This is a genomic window from Streptomyces sp. MS19 (assembly GCF_047200595.1).
GTDB lineage: Bacteria > Actinomycetota > Actinomycetes > Streptomycetales > Streptomycetaceae > Streptomyces.
On sequence record NZ_JBJZOH010000006.1, the window covers coordinates 48,986 to 65,871 of the forward strand.

20 protein-coding genes are annotated in these 16,886 nt (G+C 72.8%); 8 read left to right on the forward strand and 12 right to left on the reverse strand.

Annotated elements, in window-relative coordinates; all coding sequences use genetic code 11:
• Positions 1 to 105: 105 nt before the first annotated feature.
• Entirely contained in the window at positions 106 to 1,338 is a 1,233-nt protein-coding gene (fxlM, locus tag ACL02R_RS08425) for a methyltransferase, FxLD system (RefSeq protein WP_412796239.1), read from the forward strand.
• Positions 1,339 to 1,586: 248 nt separating this feature from the next.
• On the opposite strand, the gene ACL02R_RS08430 is transcribed toward fxlM, so the two are convergent.
• The 4 genes from ACL02R_RS08430 to ACL02R_RS08445 form a co-directional block, all read right to left on the reverse strand.
• A complete protein-coding gene (locus ACL02R_RS08430; RefSeq protein ID WP_412796426.1) occupies positions 1,587 to 1,778 on the reverse strand; it encodes a hypothetical protein in 192 nt (63 codons plus the stop codon).
• Positions 1,779 to 1,890: 112 nt separating this feature from the next.
• Positions 1,891 to 2,106, reverse strand: coding sequence for a DUF397 domain-containing protein (locus ACL02R_RS08435; protein ID WP_412796240.1), 216 nt, complete (start codon positions 2,104 to 2,106; stop codon positions 1,891 to 1,893).
• Positions 2,107 to 2,218: 112 nt separating this feature from the next.
• Positions 2,219 to 2,413, reverse strand: coding sequence for a DUF397 domain-containing protein (locus tag ACL02R_RS08440; RefSeq protein WP_412796241.1), 195 nt, complete (start codon positions 2,411 to 2,413; stop codon positions 2,219 to 2,221).
• Complete coding sequence (locus ACL02R_RS08445) at positions 2,400 to 3,275, reverse strand: helix-turn-helix domain-containing protein (RefSeq protein WP_412796242.1); 876 nt, start codon at positions 3,273 to 3,275, stop codon at positions 2,400 to 2,402. Before ACL02R_RS08445 ends, ACL02R_RS08440 begins: the two co-directional genes overlap by 14 nt.
• Before the next feature lie 222 nt (positions 3,276 to 3,497).
• Between ACL02R_RS08445 and ACL02R_RS08450 the strand changes: the two genes are divergently transcribed.
• Positions 3,498 to 3,659: a hypothetical protein gene (locus ACL02R_RS08450; RefSeq protein ID WP_412796243.1), complete on the forward strand. Its 162-nt coding sequence runs from the start codon at positions 3,498 to 3,500 to the stop codon at positions 3,657 to 3,659.
• Positions 3,660 to 3,861: 202 nt separating this feature from the next.
• Complete coding sequence (locus ACL02R_RS08455) at positions 3,862 to 5,013, forward strand: methyltransferase domain-containing protein (RefSeq protein ID WP_412796244.1); 1,152 nt, start codon at positions 3,862 to 3,864, stop codon at positions 5,011 to 5,013.
• Between the two features lie 48 nt (positions 5,014 to 5,061).
• Here the strand turns inward: ACL02R_RS08455 and ACL02R_RS08460 are convergent, their stop codons facing one another.
• From ACL02R_RS08460 to ACL02R_RS08475, 4 genes are read right to left on the reverse strand one after another with little or no spacing between them, the layout of a single operon-like run.
• On the reverse strand, positions 5,062 to 5,625 hold the full coding sequence (locus ACL02R_RS08460; RefSeq protein WP_412796245.1) for a bacterial proteasome activator family protein: 564 nt from the start codon (positions 5,623 to 5,625) through the stop codon (positions 5,062 to 5,064).
• Positions 5,626 to 5,646: 21 nt separating this feature from the next.
• Positions 5,647 to 8,454 carry an ABC transporter permease gene (locus ACL02R_RS08465; RefSeq protein ID WP_412796246.1) on the reverse strand — a complete coding sequence of 936 codons (2,808 nt, stop codon included), beginning with the start codon at positions 8,452 to 8,454 and terminating at the stop codon, positions 5,647 to 5,649.
• Positions 8,451 to 9,188, reverse strand: a complete 738-nt coding sequence (locus ACL02R_RS08470) for an ABC transporter ATP-binding protein (protein ID WP_412796247.1) — start codon at positions 9,186 to 9,188, stop codon at positions 8,451 to 8,453. Before ACL02R_RS08470 ends, ACL02R_RS08465 begins: the two co-directional genes overlap by 4 nt.
• Positions 9,185 to 9,805 carry a PadR family transcriptional regulator gene (locus tag ACL02R_RS08475; RefSeq protein WP_412796248.1) on the reverse strand — a complete coding sequence of 207 codons (621 nt, stop codon included), beginning with the start codon at positions 9,803 to 9,805 and terminating at the stop codon, positions 9,185 to 9,187. Before ACL02R_RS08475 ends, ACL02R_RS08470 begins: the two co-directional genes overlap by 4 nt.
• A 71-nt stretch (positions 9,806 to 9,876) precedes the next feature.
• Here ACL02R_RS08475 and ACL02R_RS08480 point away from each other — a divergent pair, with 71 nt between their 5' ends.
• A complete protein-coding gene (locus tag ACL02R_RS08480; protein WP_412796249.1) occupies positions 9,877 to 10,410 on the forward strand; it encodes a YcxB family protein in 534 nt (177 codons plus the stop codon).
• Positions 10,411 to 10,629: 219 nt separating this feature from the next.
• On the opposite strand, the gene ACL02R_RS08485 is transcribed toward ACL02R_RS08480, so the two are convergent.
• The gene (locus ACL02R_RS08485) at positions 10,630 to 11,274 is read right to left on the reverse strand and encodes a TetR/AcrR family transcriptional regulator (RefSeq protein ID WP_412796250.1); all 645 of its coding nucleotides are present in this window, start codon (positions 11,272 to 11,274) and stop codon (positions 10,630 to 10,632) included.
• Between the two features lie 78 nt (positions 11,275 to 11,352).
• On the reverse strand, positions 11,353 to 11,706 hold the full coding sequence (locus tag ACL02R_RS08490) for a hypothetical protein (RefSeq protein WP_412796251.1): 354 nt from the start codon (positions 11,704 to 11,706) through the stop codon (positions 11,353 to 11,355).
• Positions 11,707 to 11,891: 185 nt separating this feature from the next.
• Here ACL02R_RS08490 and ACL02R_RS08495 point away from each other — a divergent pair, with 185 nt between their 5' ends.
• Complete coding sequence (locus ACL02R_RS08495; RefSeq protein ID WP_362956952.1) at positions 11,892 to 12,104, forward strand: hypothetical protein; 213 nt, start codon at positions 11,892 to 11,894, stop codon at positions 12,102 to 12,104.
• Positions 12,101 to 12,472, forward strand: coding sequence for a fic family toxin-antitoxin system, toxin component (locus ACL02R_RS08500; RefSeq protein ID WP_412796252.1), 372 nt, complete (start codon positions 12,101 to 12,103; stop codon positions 12,470 to 12,472). Before ACL02R_RS08495 ends, ACL02R_RS08500 begins: the two co-directional genes overlap by 4 nt.
• Before the next feature lie 39 nt (positions 12,473 to 12,511).
• Here the strand turns inward: ACL02R_RS08500 and ACL02R_RS08505 are convergent, their stop codons facing one another.
• Entirely contained in the window at positions 12,512 to 13,669 is a 1,158-nt protein-coding gene (locus ACL02R_RS08505) for a helix-turn-helix domain-containing protein (RefSeq protein WP_412796253.1), read from the reverse strand.
• Positions 13,670 to 13,792: 123 nt separating this feature from the next.
• Positions 13,793 to 14,767 carry an NAD(P)H-quinone oxidoreductase gene (locus ACL02R_RS08510; protein ID WP_412796254.1) on the reverse strand — a complete coding sequence of 325 codons (975 nt, stop codon included), beginning with the start codon at positions 14,765 to 14,767 and terminating at the stop codon, positions 13,793 to 13,795.
• Between the two features lie 240 nt (positions 14,768 to 15,007).
• Between ACL02R_RS08510 and ACL02R_RS08515 the strand changes: the two genes are divergently transcribed.
• Complete coding sequence (locus ACL02R_RS08515) at positions 15,008 to 15,556, forward strand: sigma-70 family RNA polymerase sigma factor (protein WP_412796255.1); 549 nt, start codon at positions 15,008 to 15,010, stop codon at positions 15,554 to 15,556.
• Positions 15,553 to 16,854, forward strand: coding sequence for a hypothetical protein (locus tag ACL02R_RS08520; RefSeq protein WP_412796256.1), 1,302 nt, complete (start codon positions 15,553 to 15,555; stop codon positions 16,852 to 16,854). The genes ACL02R_RS08515 and ACL02R_RS08520 overlap by 4 nt, the downstream gene beginning before the upstream one ends.
• The last annotated feature ends 32 nt before the right edge of the window (positions 16,855 to 16,886 follow it).

Consider the following 16,886-nt stretch of genomic DNA (forward strand, 5'->3'; position numbering starts at 1 on the left):
GTCTGTGGGCGGTCCACTGGTTCAGCGGATAGCCTCCCGGCTGAGCGGCACTTTCCGTTTTCGATCAGGCACCCCCAGTACATGAATGTGGAGGAATTGCCCCTTATGACCAATGTGACCGTCGAGCCCATCGACGCCACCCGCCTGCGCGGCAGTGTGGTGGACACCCTCCGAGCCGAAGGGTGGATCACTTCGCCCGAGGTCGAGGCCGTGATGCGCGCGGTCCCCCGCCACGAGTTCGCTCCCGAGGCGAGCCTGGAGCAGGCGTACGCGCCGTACGCGGCGGTGATCACCAAGACCGACGAGTACGGGGTGCAGCTGAGCTCCGTGTCCGCGCCGCAGGTCCAGGCGCTGATGCTGGAGCAGGCCCGGGTCCGGCCGGGGATGAGTGTGCTGGAGATCGGATCGGGTGGGCTGAACGCGGCGTACCTTGCCGAACTCGTGGGTCCCGAGGGTGCGGTGACCACGGTGGACATCGACCCCGTGGTCACCGACCGGGCCAGCCGGCTGCTGGACGAACACGGCTACAGCCGGGTCACCGTCGTCACGGCCGACGCCGCCGAACCGATCCCGGGTCTGGGGGCGGTGGACGTGGTGATGGTGACCGTCGGTGCCTGGGACATTCCGCAGGCGTGGATCGACCAGCTCAAGCCGGGCGGGCGCCTGGTGGTGCCGCTGCGGATGCGCGGGCTGACCCGCTCCGTGGCGTTCACCCGCGTCGGGGACCACCTGGAGAGCGAGTCCGCGAAGATCTGCGGGTTCGTCGCCATGCAGGGTTCCGCCGCGCACGCCGAGGAGTTGCTGCTGGTCACGGGCACCCCGGAGATCGGGCTGCGGTTCGATGACGGCCTTCCGTCCGACCCGGGCCTGCTCGACAACGCGGTCACCCACCCCCGGTTCGAGATGTGGACCGGCGTGACGGTCGGCCTGCGGGAGCTGCTGGACACCCTCCAGATGCACCTGGCGATCCGGCTGCCGGGGTTCTGCATCATGGCCGTGGACCCCGAGCTGGACTCCGGCATCGTGGCCCCGGCCAACAAGGGCTTCACCCTGGCCGCCGTGGACGGCCGGGGGCGGACGTTCGCCTACCTCACCACCCGCCGCACCGAGGACAACAAGCACGTGGAGTACGGCGTGCACGCTCTCGGCCCGGACGCCGCCGAGTTCGCCGCGGTGTTCGCCGGTCACCTGCGTGACTGGGCTGCCCAGCACCGCGGCGGCCCCGGCCCGGTCATCCGGGTCTATCCGGCCGGTACTCCCGACGACCAGGTCCCCGGTGACCGGGTCATCGAGAAGGTCCACAGCCGGATCTCGCTCTCCTGGCCCGCCAGGCAGTAGGCGCGCGGACCAGGGTCCCGCACCATCCGCAACGGAAGGAAGGGCACCACCATGACCAGCATCACGATGACCAGTGCCGCTGTGGCTCCGGCGACTGCGCCGACGGCCCTGGACGAGGACTTCGACTTCGCGCCGCTCGATGTGATCCCAGAGCACGCTCGCCTGGGCCGCGCGAGCAGCCGTCCTCCACCCATCCGAAGACATATCGGCTGGGAGAACCGCAGCCGTGCCACCACCTACCGCCCTGGTCAGGAGGAGCCCGCGTCCGGGTTCGACCTCGGGGGCATCGAGGTGAGCGGATCGGGAGGGACGGTCTCTTCACGGGGGCACCGGCCGGACCAGGGGACCTTGCCGATGCCCTCAAAGGTGCGGCCCGAGTCCGACAGGTGCAGCGCGACAGCGTCCGCCTTGAACTCGGGCGAGTAGGCCTTCATCACCATGAAAGATGCCTCCTGTCCGGCCCCTGGCGGGGCCGGACTCAGAGGTTTCCACCACCGGGGGACAGGTCCCCCGGGCGGAGGGCACTTCTGCCGCGTGAGGGAGAAGCCCTGCCTACACCTGCTCGGACCGGAGGGCCGCGACCAGCCCGGCGACCTGCTCACGGCCGAACAGCAGCGCCGGACCGTGCGGCACCTTGCTGTCCCGTACGGCAACCACCGCGCCGCTGACGACGCCGAACTCGACACAGTCCGACTGCGCACCCGACGCGCTCGCCTTCCACCACCTGACGCGCAGGGTCGAAGCATTCTCTATGCATGCGTGCATCATGCGATGTGTTCCTCACTCTTCGTGATGCTCGACAGCGCCGCAGCAGTCAGCCGCTCGGACCATTCTTGTGGCCGCATGGCCGTGGGGGCGAGGTGGCGTGTTGCCGACAGGGTCAGCGGTGGTCTGCTACGAGGCGCAGGAACGCGGTCCAGCTCGTGGACGGCACCCACAACTCGGGGCCGCGTTCCTCGTGCTTCGTGTCCCGGGCACCGACCGTCGCCGTCTCTCCACCGGGCGACACCTCTACGCACGCGCTCTGCGCGTTGCTATAGCTGGACTTCCGCCACTGACCCTCAGTGTTGTTCATAACTCCCTGCTACGTCCTTGAGCAGACTGCGACTTGCCTGCTCGTCCAGTGCCTTGGTCCAGATGTCGTCATACGCCTTGGCGTAGCGTGCCACCTGGTCGTCCCCGTCCAAGTACAGGTCGCCAAGGTAGCCATCGGCGTACACGGTAGCGGGCTCGCCGACGGTCCTCCCGGACGGAAATCTCAGGATGCCGAACTGGCCCGTCATCAGACCCTGGTGCATCCCCGCATCGGGTTGGATCACGCGAAGCCTCACGTTCGGTCGGTTCGATAGCTCTATGATCCGCCGTACCTGGTCCGCCATGACCGCCGCGCCACCGATCGGGTACCGAACAACCCCCTCGTTCAAGACCACCCGAAAAGTGACCGCCCGCATGGGACGCGTAAGGATCGCCTGCCGCTGCATTCGCACGGTGATCCTCCGCTCAACCTCATCGGCGGGCAGGTTCGCGTCCCACGCAGCGAGCACGATGCGGTGGTACTCCGGCGTCTGGAAGAGACCGGGTACCAGATCGGTCTCATACCAGTCGATTCGGTCGGCGCCCTGCTCCAGACCGATGAAGACATCGAACCCATCCGGGATCACATCGTCATAGACGTGCCACCAGCCTTTTGCTTTCGTTTCGCGGGCCAGTCCCACCAGCGCTTCGGCGAGTTCGTGGTCGGCGCCGTATGCGGCACACATCGCCCGAGCGTCATGCACACGCACGGAGGTCTGGCCCGACTCAATCCGGCTCATCTTCGCTTCTGACCACTCAAGCACTTGAGCTGCGGTCTTGAGCGTCATGTGCGCGGCGATCCGAAGCTCGCGCAGATGCCGTCCAAGTTGCCGACGAGGCACGGTCGATCCCACGTCACCCATGTCTCCCCCTTGCATCCCATCTGAGGTGCCATCAGCCGTCATTATGCAGGCAGTTTATGCCTCGTTTCGCAAAGGAAGTCAACAGCTTGATTTTCCTCATAGTGAGGACTTGCAGAATTGATGGCCGCGCGGGCACTCTAGGCAAACCGGCGACACGGTGCGACGCATTGCTCACCGTGTGCGTCGGCACCCCATGCCGCTATGGAAGCTCCGGAGCGAGCCATGAGCACATCTCCCCCCGAACCCCCCGAGGCTCGGCCGGACGAGGCCGAGCCCGTTGACGAGGGCGCGGATCTTCGCGCGAGGTCGGCCGAACTCATCGCCAGATACGTCGAGTTGGATGCCGCGATCGAGGCGCATCTCAGGGCGCTCAAGGGGCTGTAGAGCCCCTGTCCGTCCGGTGCCTCGCTCGGTCCCGGACCGCAGGAACGGCGCGTCCCCGTTGTGGGGGCGTCGGGCGCGCCGTCCATCCCACCCCCACCGCAGGCGGCCGTCGCGTCAGGGCCGCGCACCCGCATCCGCGTGCCGGATTCACCCGAACGAGGAAGGAACGACCGATCGTGATCACAACCCTGGAGGCAGAGCGGTGAATTGGGAGGAAGCGGCGGCGCGGCTCGCCGTCGCCGTCGCCGATGACACGTCGGTCTGGCGCCCGCTCGTGGCACAGGTTCCCCGGCATGCCTTCGTGCCCCGCTGGTGGGAACGGGACGGTGAGGGCTGGGAGTTGCGTGACGGCCCTGCCGACACCGGCCGTTGGGCCCGTATCGCCTACTCCGACCGGTCCGTGATCACCGCCGTGGCCGGCCGGCACGCCGACCAGGCGCAGGACGGCGAGCGCCCGGCCGGTCGCCCCACCTCCAGCGCCACCCTGCCCGGCCTCACCGTGCGGATGCTCGACCACGCCCGCCTCGCGCCGGGCCTGCGCACACTCGACATCGGCACCGGCAGCGGCTACGGCACCGCCCTCGCGTGCCTGCGCGTCGGCGCCGGACACGTCACCAGCATGGACGTGGACCCGGCCACCACCACGGCGGCCGTCACCTCGCTCGGCGCCATCGGGCTACGCCCCGCCGTCTTCACCGGCGACGCCACCGGCACCCTCCCCGGCGCCCCCGGCGCGTACGACCGCATCGTCTCGACGGTCGCCGTCCGCACCGTTCCCGCCTCCTGGCTCACCGCACTGCGCACCGGCGGGCGTCTGGTGACCACGCTCGCCGGGACCAGCCTGATCGTCACCGCCACGAAGACACCGCACGGGGGCGCGGTCGGCGGCGTCGAGTGGGACAGGGCCGGGTTCATGCACGCCCGCACCGGGCCCGGCGACTACCCGCCAGGGCCCGGCGGCGGACTGGCCGCCGCCGCGCGCGCCGAGGAAGGGGACAGCGTGACGGCCGGCCTGTACCCGGTCGTGGACGTCGCGCAGGCGTGGGACCTCGACTCGTTCCTCAGCCTGACGGCACCCGGCATCACCCATGAGTTCCGCGAACGGCCGGACGGCAAGCGCGTCGCGGTCATGACGCACGCTGAGGGGTCGTGGGCAAGGGCGGAAGGGTTCGGCGGGGACCGGCCCATCGTGCACCAGAGCGGCCCCCGGCGCCTGTGGGACCTCCTCGAACACGCCCGCGCCCACTGGCTGTTCCACGGAGAACTGCCCGTGAGGGGGGCACGGGCGCACATCCGGCCGGACGGCCGCACCACACTCACCCGGGGGGACTGGCACGTCACCCTCCGCCCGTGACACACCCCCGCCGCATGCGCGACGGGGGTGGTGCGTGCCGTTCGGCCGTCAGAGGTACGGGCCGGAGCGGCTGGGGCCGCCGTGGTCCTGGTCGCCCGCGTCGTCCGGGATCGTGCCGGGCGGCAGGGCGCGCCGCATCTGCTCCAGCTGCGCCCGCGCCGCCATCTGCTGCGCGAACAGCGCCGTCTGGATGCCGTGGAACAGCCCTTCGAGCCAGCCGACCAGCTGCGCCTGGGCGATGCGCAGCTCGGCCTCCGTCGGCACGTTGTCCTCGGTGAAGGGCAGCGACAGGCGGCTCAGCTCCTGCACCAGCTCGGGCGCGAGGCCCTCCTCCAGCTCCTTCACGGAACTGGCGTGGATCTCGGCCAGGCGGGCGCGGCTGGCCTCGTCCAGCGGCGCCGCCTTCACCTCCTCAAGCAGCTGCTTGATCATGCTGCCGATCCGCATGACCTTCGCCGGCTGTTCCACCATCTCGGTCACGGGGGTCTCGGTGCGGCCCTCGTCGCCGTCGTCGCCGCCCTTGCCGGGCGCGCCGCTCAGCGCCATCCCGTCCGGACCCACGACGAGGATCTGGGCGTTCTCCTGCGATGGTTCGTTCCTCGGCTGAGTCATGACTCCATCATGCAACGGGCCTCACCCCGCGCGCCGCGCGAGGGTGATCCGGGAGCGTGTCAGCAGCGCCGCCAGCACGCACGCGACGAGCGGCACGCCGATCAGCAGCTCGCCGAACGTCACCCACGGCAGGTCGAGGTACAGCTCGGGACGGCCCCCGGAGACCCAGCCGGACTCCAGGGCGTCGTCCCACCACCCCACGGACGTCCTGTGGTCGGCCAGCACCAGCGCGATACCGGGCACCAGGCCGGAGACGGCGCCGAGCACCACGCCCATGAAGGCGATGACGCCGCACTGGAGTCCGGAGAGGGTACGCCGTACGCGTGGCGCGGCGCCCACGGCGGCGAGCGTCGCCAGGTCGGCGGCCGAGTCGGCCTGGGCGAGGCCGGTGGCGATGCCCGCCGCGCCGATGGTGAGGACGAGGGCGGCCAGCGTGAGGATCAGCAGCGGCAGCGACGTCGAGCTCTGGAAGCCGCGTTCGACATCCCAGTAGAGCGAGTCGGAGACCTGCTCCATGGCGCCGTCGAGGGCGCGGCGCTCGGCGGCGTCGGGCATGCGGTCGGTGGACCAGTACGTCGCCATGTCCACCGGGCTGAGCCCGGCCCGTTCGGCGGTCTCGGGGGTGATCAGCAGGTCGGCGACGGCCTCGGGCGACGCGGCCGGCACGTTCTCGACCGTCGCGGTGACGGCGGGGAACGTCCAGCTCCGGTCGGGCTCGGAGACCGGGGCGCCGGTGGCGTCGTCCCAGTCGGGGCTGGTGTCCCAGAGCTGGAGCGTCACCTCGCCCGCGGCGTCGCGGAAGCCGTCCTGGAAGACGACCGCGCCGCCGTCGGCGAGGGCGGCGAGCGCCTCGGGGCTGTCGGCGCCGAGCAGGCGCAGCAGTTCGGGTCCCGCGACGGCGACGGACGTCAGGTTGCTCATGCCGCCGTCGATGTTCTCGACGCAGCGCGGGTCCTCGGCGAGCCGGCGGCGTTCCTCGACGGTCATGTCCTGCGCGCTCTCCCAGCCGTCCAGCGGGCAGCGGCTGGCCTCGGGCACGGCGACGGCCATGTAGCCGCAGTCGTCGGTCGAGCAGGCGTAGCCGATGTCCACGGTGGCGACGTCGGCGCGCTCGGCGACGGGCAGTTCCCGTTCGACCGCCTGGCGGGCGCGGGTCAGGTCGGTTTCCGTGCCGGTTTCGCCCGCCCACGTGTAGAGGGTGACGGTGCCCTCGGGCACGGCGGTGGAGTACTCGGCGCGCTGCTGCGCCTCGTCGCTGACGAGGACGGTGCTGGCGGCGACGAGCCCGGCGACCGCCGCGAGGATCGCGGCGACGGCGGGGGCGCTGCGGCCCCGGTTGCGCGCCGCGTCGCGCAGCGCGAGGCGGCCGGACAGCGGGAGGCGGCGGCCGAGGCGGCCGAAGGCGCCGACCAGGGCGGGGGTGAGGGCGACGACGCCCAGTTCGGCGACGATCGCGCCGCCCGCCACCATGGTCGAGCTGTCCATGGTGACGGCGCCCGCGAGTGCGGCGGCCGCGCCGGCCAGCAGGGCGACGGTGCCGACGACCGGCAGGACGCGGCTGCCGTGCCGTACGCCGCGGCGGCCGGTGAGGGATTCCAGGACGTCGCCGCGCGAGGCGGTGATGGCCGGGACGAGCGCGGCGAGCGTGCCGACGAGGACGGCGAGCGCGGCGATGGCGCCGAGTTCCGTGACGCGGAAGTCCCAGGCGCCGAAGCGGGAGCCGGTGGTCTCCTCCAGCCACGGTCTGGCGAGCACGGTGACGGCCACGCCGCCCAGGACGCCGACCACGGCGGCGACGGCGCCGAGCACGACGCCGCTGGCCAGCGTGATGGCGCGCAGGTGGCGGCGGTCGCCGCCGTTCGCGCCGATCAGGCCCAGCTGGCGGCGGGAGCGGCGTACGCCGACGGCGAAGGCGGGACCGGCCAGCAGGCAGATCTCCAGGATCACCAGGGAGACGACGACACCGACGCCGACGATGAACTCCGAGTCGGCGGAGCCGCCCGAGAAGTTCGAGCCGTAGCCCTCGGAGGCGGGCGGCGGGTCGAGGGTGACGGCGCGGGAACGCACCACGACGCCCTGGGTGTTGGCCTCCTTGACCAGGGGCCAGTCCACGACGCCGTCGGGGACGCCGACGAGGTAGCTGCTCCAGCTGTGCTCCGCCGTGTCGCCGCCGAGGCGGGGGATGACGGCGCCCGGCAGGGCGATGACCTCGTCCTCGTCGAGGCCGCTGGGCAGCTCGTACGTGCCGACGACGCGCGCGGACACGCCGGAGTCGCCGACCGTCAGCTCGTCGCCGACGGCAAGGCCGGACTCGGCGAGGAAGTGCTCGGTGACGACGACCTCGTCCGCTGCCTCGGGGAAGCGGCCGTCGAGGCGGGTGAACATGCCCTCGGTCAGCGGGTCGGCGGTGTCGATCTCGCGCAGCCCGGCGCGGACCACGCCGTCGCCGACGTCGAAGCGCTGGGAGACGCTGGTGTCGGGCAGGATCGTGGAGCCGGGCGGCAGGAGGCCCGTGACGAGCGCCAGGTCGGCCGCCGGGTCGGGGGTGGTGTAGTCGCTGTCCTCCAGCCAGGTCGTCACGTCACCTTCGAACGTCTGCTCGATGGCGCCGTCGGCCTCGACGCGGAACTCGGCGTCCGCCGCTCCCAGTTCGCGGGTCAGCGCCTCGGCCGGGGACAGCTCGCCGGTGCGGAAGAGGAGGTCGGCGCCCGAGACGCCGAGGATGGGCAGGGCGATCATCGCGACGACCAGGGCGCTGCGGCCCTTGGCGCGCACGGCGTCACGGCGCGCGATGCGCAGCGCGAGGCGCCAGGTGGACAGGACGCTCACCGGTCACCGCCGGTGGCGAGCAGCGACTCGGGGGTGCCGGCCGTCGTCTCGTCCACGACCTGGCCGTCGCGGAGGAAGACGACGCGGTCGGCCCAGGCGGCGTAGCGGGGTTCGTGGGTGACCATGACGGTGGCGGCGCCCTGGTCGCAGCGCTTGCGGAGGAGGACGAGGACGGTCTCGCCGGTCTCGGAGTCGAGCGCGCCGGTGGGCTCGTCGGCGAGGAGGAGGCGGCGTTCGCCTATCAGCGCGCGGGCGATGGCGACGCGCTGCTGCTGGCCGCCGGACATCTCGTCGGGGAAGCGGTCGGCGACCTCGGCGAGGCCGATCTCCTCCAGCGCGGTGAGCGCCTCGCGGCGGGCGGCGCGGCCGCGTACGCCGTCGAGTTCGCGGGGCAGCGCGATGTTCTCGGCGGCGGTGAGGGCCGGGACGAGGTTGTAGTCCTGGAAGACGTAACCGATGCTCGTGCGGCGGATCCTGGCGAGCGCGGGGCGCTTCAGGTCGCCGAGGGAGACGCCCTCGACCAGCACCTGGCCCGAGCTGGCGGAGTCGAGGCCGCCCGCGAGCGTCAGCAGCGTGGACTTGCCGGAGCCGGACGGGCCCATGACGGCGACGAACTCCCCGGCGTCCACCGTCAGGTCGATGCCGCGCAGGGCGTGGACGGTCGCGGCGCCCGTGCCGTGGACGCGGGTGAGGCCGCGCAGTCGGAGCACGGGAGGGCGCGTGGCCGTGGTCATGAGATCTCCTGGCGGGGGGCGGGGTGGGTGGCCGGTTCCGCGGACGGGGCCGGGGGCGGGGGCGGTTTCGGACGGTCGCCGAGGGCGGCGGCGAGGCGTACGAGGCGGGACTCGCAGTGGTCGAGCCAGCGGGTCTCGGCCTCGGCGGCGAAGATCAGCTGTTCGAGGACGAGCAGCCAGGCGATGTCGTCGCTGTTGTCAGGACCGGCGGCCAGGGCGCGGCTCTTGAGGCGCGTGTAGTCCTGGAGGGCGGCGAGGGAGTGGCGGCGCTGGTTCTGGATGACGGCGCGGATGTCGACGCCGGGGGTGCCGACGGCCATGGCGAGTTTGATGGACAGCTCGTCGCGGGCGGGCTGGGTGCGGTCGACGGGGCGCGTGTACCACTCGGCCAGTTCGCGGCGGCCCGCGTCGGTGATGGAGTAGAGCTGCTGCTTGGCGTCGCCGCCCTCCGCCGGGACGATCAGGCCGTCGCGTTCGAGGCGGCTGAGGGTCGTGTAGACCTGGCCGATGTTGAGGGGCCAGGTGGCGCCGGTTCTGGCCTCGAATTCGGTGCGGAGCTGGGAACCGTAGCGTGGGCCGTGGTCCAGCAGGGCGAGGAGCCCGTAGCGGATCGACATACCGCGTATGTATACCCGGTATGTTGGGCGAACGGCAAACCGCCGGACCCGTACGTGCGTACGATCCCGTCATGGATCACCCCGAGTCGCCCGCGGCGGTCGAACAGGATGTGCTGACGCTGGAGTTCATGCCGACCGCAGCTGACTTCAGGGAGGCGCGCGACGCGGCGGGACAGCGCACACCGTGGACCTACTCCCTCACGCTGCTGCTGATCCTCGGGGTAGCCGTCGCAGAGCTGCTGCCGCTGGAGGACTGGTACGACGCGGCGGTGCTCGCGGGGATCGGCGTCGTCGCGAGCGGGGTGAGCTACCTCGCCTGGCGGGGGCTGCGGCACCTGCTGGTGTGGCGGCGGGCCAGGCACGCGCGGTCGCACGGCGAACTCGTCGTGCGGCTGGACGCGGAAGGGCTGCACGTCAAGGACGCGTTCGGCGAGGGACAGATCCCGTGGACGTCCTTCCTCCGATACGCGGAGACGGCACACCTCGTACTGCTGGTCCTGGGCGACCGTAAGCAACACGTGTTCGCGCTGCCAAGACGCGCCGTGGTCGCCGACGCGGACGAGGACACCCTGTCGGCGTTCGTCGCGCGGCACCTCCCGGAGTGACCGTCATCCATGGGACATGAACGCGCATCGCAGCAGGCCTGTCCCATGACTGGTACGACCCGCGTCACGATCACTCCGCCCAAGGAGGAGCACGGGGCCTTCACCGAGGGTGAGCCGGCCACGGCCCACGCCGACAGGCACCGCGTGCGCCCTCCGGCCCGGTGGCGGGGCGGAGGGCTCGGGTGGGTGGGGGTGGGCGGGTGACGGGGGTGCGCGGTGTCAGTCGGCGCCGAGGGTGACGGCGGCGGGCAGTGCGGCGAACGCCTCGTCCACCGCCGTGATCAGCGTGGCGAGCCGCACGCCGTCCTCGCGGGCGCCGGGGCCGCTGCGCACCCAGTTCTTGGCCGCGCAGCGCCAGGCGGCGAGCGCCATCTCGCCGAGCAGCCGCAGGCGGACGTCGCCCCGGCTGTCGATGCCGAGGCGGTCCTCCAGCAGTTCGACGAGGCGCCGCTGGACGGCGATGGACGTCAGGTCGCTGTGGTCGCGCAGGGCGGGGGTGCGGGCGGCGAGCCCCCGGGTGGCGAGGAAGCGGCCGGTCCACTCGGGCCCCATCCCGGCGAGGGTGCCGGTGAGCGCCTCGTGCAGGACGGTGAGGACCTCGCCGCGCGGGCGCAGGGCGGCGACCCGTTCGAGGTAGGCGTCCCACAGCTCGGTCTCGGCCGCCAGGGCGACGGCCTCCTTGGACGGGAAGGTGCGGAAGAAGGTCCGCTTGGAGATCTCGACGGTGTCCACCAGGTCGTCGAGCGTGGTGGCCTCGAACCCCTGGTCGAGGAAGAGCCGCAGGGCGGTGTCGGCCAGTTCGCGGCGGGTGCGGCGTTTCTTGCGTTCGCGCAGAGGTAACGCGTTTTCCGGTGAAACGGGCATGGGGAAAGCCTACCGACAGGTAGGCGCCACCGAGGGGCTTTGGCCACGGAAGGCGTTCGCCCCCGAGTGGCGGTCCGGTCAGTCCTGGCGCAGGCGCAGGCCGAGGATGCCGAGGCCGAGACCCAGGCAGGCGAGCCCGGTGCCGAGGGGGAGGACGGGGACGACCTCGCCGCCGGTCTCGCGGGCGGCGACCTGGACAGGGGCGGGCGTCGCGGGCGCCTCGCGCAGGGGGCCGGGCAGTCCGGGCGGGGCGAGGGGTTCGCCGTGCCGGGAGACGAACCGGTCCACCGGCTGCCGTCCCGGTACGGCGGACTCCCGCTCCTCGCCCGGCGGGCGCTCCTCCGCGCTCGCCGTGGAGGCCGCCGGAACCAGCAGAACCGTCATCAGCGCGGCCAGGAAAACGGCCGCCGCGTTGCCCGCGCTCACCCTCACAGGCCCGCCCCTTCGTACTCCATACGATGATGTCACCAGCGTCACACATCGGATGAAACACCGCATGTCGGACACCCGGTGCGGGACGCGCTTCTTCTCCGGCTACCCGCTCGAACGCGCGTACAACGGGGGAAATCCCCGGCCGTATCGAGCGGCAGTCTGCTATCAGGTGATAGCTTGAGGGGGTGGCGAAAACCCAGGTGAACCTCAGACTCGAAGAATCCGCCGCCGAGATGGCGCGGCAGGCGGCGGAGACGCGGCACGTGCCGGTGAACGAATACGTCGAGCAACTGATCCGCGCGGACAACGAAAAGCTGCGCGATGACTTCTTGGCGGGCGCCCAGGAAGTACTGGACGGTTTCGGCGACCTGATCGACAGGATCGAGGCCGCTCCATGAGCCTGCACATCGATCTTTCCTGGGTCCTGGAGGTCGCGCGCCGGGCCGGACAGGACGACCCGGCTCCGGACGACTACGGCGTTCCCATCGCCGCGGTCGAACGCCACAAGGCCGTGCTCGCCGGACAGGACGTCTACCACGGCGCCTATGCGCGCGCCGCGGCCCTTGCCCACACCCTGGGAAGGCTGCGGTGGCTGGAACGCTCCAACCTCCGGGTCGCGGTCGCGGTGGCCCACGGCTACCTGGCCGCTTCGGGCATCGACACGAAGCTCACCCAGGACGGCGTCACCGCGCTCGCCACCGAACTGAAGAGCGCCGAGTCCACCGCGGCTTCCGTCGCCACGGTCCTCCGCGCCTGGGACACCTGACCGGTGAGCCCCTGAAGTCCGGTGCGCCTCAGTTCCGGGTCACAGCCCCAGGCTCTTCGCCATGGCGCGCATCTCCGGGGTGAGGGCGCGGCGGCCCTCCAGGACGGTGCGCAGCACGTCCCGGGCCGGTGTCTGGTTCGGGAACCACTCGGGTGAGGCCGCCCGTGCCTCGCTCAGCCTGCCGAACGCTTCGGGGTACTGGCCCACACGGGCGTGCGCCTCCGCGACGGCGAGGGTGTGGCGGGCGCGGACGCTCACCGAAGGACGGACCGGGTGGCGCGGCAGCCGCGCGGCGAGCCGGAGCGCCGTGTCGGGGTGGTCGCGGACCAGGGCGTCCTCGACCGCCTTCATCCGCACGGTGGTCGGCCCGAAGGTCCGCATCTGCTCGTGCGCCGGGTGGACTTCGCGGCCGATGGCGGCGGCGGCGCGGGCGAGCCGGAGGGCGTCCGCCGCGACGCCCGGCTGGTTGTCGCGGACGGCGGCGGCGGAGACGTTGAGCAGCACCAGCCCCCACGCGGCGAGTTCGGCGGCGGTGGCGCGGCTGATCCGTGGTTCGAGTTCGTCGGCCCAGCGTGTCGCCAGGGCGAGCGCCTCGTCCAGACGCCCGCGTCGCATCAGCAGCCAGCACAGCGTGTTCACGGTGGCCGCCGACTCCATGCGGTCCCCGGCGGTGTCGAGCGCGCGGGTGAGCACCGCCTCGGCGACGTCGAACTGCCGCGTGTGCGTGAGCGCGCCCGCCGCGAGCTGGAGCACGCGGTGCCGCAGCGGACGCCCGTTCCCGCCCAGGGCGTCGGCGTCCCGGATCAGCGGCGGCAGCGCTGCGGCCAGGGCGCCGAAGCGGTGGCTCCGGTACAACCGGACGCCGCCTTCGAGGACTTCGGTGACCCCCGTGACCGTAGCGGGGTCGTCGGGCTGGACGGGCGGCTTCATCAGCGCCGCGCGGGCAGACTCCCAGAGCGCGTCGGTGGCGGCGGAGACCCGGGGCCCGCCGGGCTCGGCGGCCTTGACCAGCGACATCGTGGGGACGCGCAGCGCCTTGGCCAGGGCGTGCAGGGTCTCCATCCGCGCGGAGGGCCGTTCCTCCTGCTCCAGCTTGCGGAGGGTCGAGACGGAGACACCGGCCGCCTCGGCCAGTTCCAGCCGCGTCAGGCCACGCAGCTTGCGCGCCTGCTTGACTCTCTTCCCCACGTAGGCCATGGGGACAGGGTACGTCGGCCGCCACGCTCGGTCGCCGGTGCGGAGCGGGCTGTGACGGGTGGGCCGCGCGGCGCTTCGTGTGGGTCCGGGGCGGGTGAAGTGCCGCGCGGCGCCAGCGGGTTGTCAGCGGGTCAGGATGACCTTGCCCGTGTGGTCGCCCTCCAGTGCCCGGTGGGCGTCGGCCGCCTCGTCCATCGGGAACGTGCGGTGCACCACCGTGCGGACCCGGCCGTCCGCGAGCAGGGGCCACACGTTCTCGCGCACCTCCGCGACGATCGCGGACTTCTCCGCGACCGGCCGTGCCCGCAGCGAGGCCGACGCGATCGAGCCACGTTTGGCCATCAGCGCCTGGAGGTTCAGCTCCGCCTTGACGCCACCCTGGAAGCCGATGACGGTGATCCGGCCGTTCGGCGCGAGGGCGTCGATGTTCCTGGCGAGGTACTTCGCGCCGATGATGTCGAGGATCACGTCCGCGCCGCGCCCGTCCGTGGCGGCCTTGGTCTCCGCGACGAAGTCCTGTTCGCGGTAGTCGATCAGGACGTCCGCGCCCAGTTCCGCGCAGCGCGCGAGCTTCTCCGGGCCGCCCGCCGTCACGGCGACGCGCGCCCCGGACGCCTTGGCCAGCTGGATCGCGGCCGTCCCGATGCCGCTGGCGCCGCCGTGCACGAGCAGCGTCTCCCCGGCGGCGAGCCGGGCGCCGGCGAAGACGTTCGACCAGACCGTGCACAGCGCCTCGGGCAGCGCGCCCGCCGTCACGAGGTCGATCCCCGCGGGTACGGGCAGGACCTGTCCGGCCGGGACGGCGACCCGTTCCGCGTACCCGCCGCCCGCGAGCAGCGCGCACACCTCGTCGCCGACGTTCCAGCCCGTCACCCCGGGGCCGACCGCCGCGACGCGGCCCGCGCACTCAAGGCCCGGGTACGGCGGCGTGCCGGGCGGCGGCGCGTAGAAGCCCTGCCGCTGGAGGACGTCGGCGCGGTTCACCCCGGCCGCGGCCACGTCGATCAGGACCTCCCCCTCCCCCGCCTCGGGGTCGGGCACCTGCGTCCACACCAAGACCTCCGGCCCGCCGGGCTCGGTCATCGAGATCGCATACATGCCCGAAAAGCTACCTCCGCCGGTCGCGGGTGGCCGGTTCCGTGCGCTTGCGGGAGCGGCGATTTCTGGTCGCAACAGAAGTGAAATGTTCAATCACCGCGGAACGACTTAGCCTGTCCCCGGTCCCGGACGGACAGTGAGCTGACGGAACCTCTGAGGTTCCTCTGAGGTGTACACGTCCACCCGGGACTGATAGTGGAACTTCCGCGAACGCACTACGAGGGTCGTTGGAGCAGACCGATGCCTACCGCGCGTGTGACTCGCCCCGCCACCCGTCCCGACCCCCGCGCCCACGCCGTGCCCGCGGCCGAGCGCTACCGGGACCGGCTGCTGCGTTATGTGAACCGCCTGACCGCGGGCGACCCCCACCGGGCCGAGGACATCGTGCAGGAGACGATGCTCCGCGCCTGGCTGGCGGCGGAGCGCGGCACGGGCGGCGACGACGGCGAGGGCGACCGCCTCGCCGCCTGGCTGCACACCGTCGCCCGCAACCTCGCCGTCGACGCCCACCGCCGCGACCGCAGCCTGCCCACCGGCATCGTCCCGCCCGTCCTGGCAAGGCGCCCCGCCGAGGGCGGCGACATGGCCGAACGCGTCGCCGACCGCCTGCTGTTGACCACCACGCTCGCCCGGCTCACGCCCGAGCACCGCGAGATCCTCTGCCACGTCCACCTCTGCGACCGGTCGCGCGCGGAGGCCGCGCACGATCTCGGCATACCGCAAGGTACCGTCAAGTCGCGCGTGCACTACGCCCTGTCAGCCCTGCGACGGGAGATACCAGCGGCATGAGGACCGCCGACCCCTTCGAATTCCTCGACCGGCACCGCGACACCATCTTCCGCGTCCTGGGCATCCTCGCCGCGCTGCTCGTCGTCTTCCTGCTGATCCGCTTCTGGGCGATGCGGCAGGGCGGCTGGGGCGCGGCGACCGCCCGGGTCCGTCGCGAACTCGCCGTCACCGCCCACGCCTTCGCCGCCCCCGTGCGCGCCTGGTCGCGGCACCGCCGCTCGTACCGCGTCCTGGTGCGCGGCCTGCGCGCGCCCGTCACCTGGCGCGACGCGGAACGGGCGCTGGCCGCCGCCGGGCACGCCGCCGCGCCGGGCGGCGGGCGCCCGTACGCCGTCCTCGTGGAGGCCGAGACCGTCACCGTGCTGCTCGCGGGGAGGGGGCTCGTCCCGCCGCCGGGCGGCATCTGGTGGCAGGACCCGGACGACACCCCGGAGCACTGGACGGCGGAACGCCACGACCTGCCGCCGGTGGTGCCGGTGCCGGACCAGACCCTGCCGGTGCTGGTCGCGGTCGGCGAGACCGGCGGCGCGTGCGCCTTCCTCGACATCGCGTCGGGACCGGCCGTGCTCACCGCCGAGGGCGACCGGCGCGCCGCGCTGGCGCTGCACCAGGCCGTCGCGGCGCAGGTGGACGCGCGGCTGCCGGACGGGATGGTGGTGGTCGCCGAGGGCGTGCACCGGTCGTTCCCCGGCGAGCCGGTCCGCGCCGCCTACCGCGCCACGCGCGACCTGCCGCACCGGCTGGGCGTGGCGCCCGTCCTCGTCACGGCCGAGCTGCCCGACCCGCTGCCGCCCGAACTCACCGCCCCGCCCGGGGAGTCAGCCGCTCCCCGCATCCTGTTGCGCGGCGCCGGGCGCGGCCACCGCCGTACGCTGCTGACCGACCGGCAGGGCCGGGTGCGGGTCACGGGAACGCCGCTGCTGGTCGCGTGCAACGCCCTCAGCCGGGCCGTCGCACGCGTCCTGCCGCACCTGCCGCCCGTGCTGCCGCCCGCGCCGCCCGGCGGGGACGCCGTGCGGGCCGAGCGGACGTTCGCCGAGGTGGACGAGGAGGAGACCGCCGCCACCGTCACCGCCGACGCCGACGCAGCCGACGCCGACGCGTGGGACGGCGGCGTGCGCACCGCTGACGCGCCCCTGCCGCCGGTCGGCGAGCTGGACGACGACCGCGCCGACGAGACGGCGGACGGGGCGGACGCCGCCGGCACCGCCGGCACCGCCGGCACCGCCGACACCGCCGACGACAGGGCCGCCCCGGCCCCGGGCCCGGCCGCGCCCGCCCGTTCCCTGCGCCCCTGACTGCGCCCCTGACCCACCGACCCCCGGTTGGA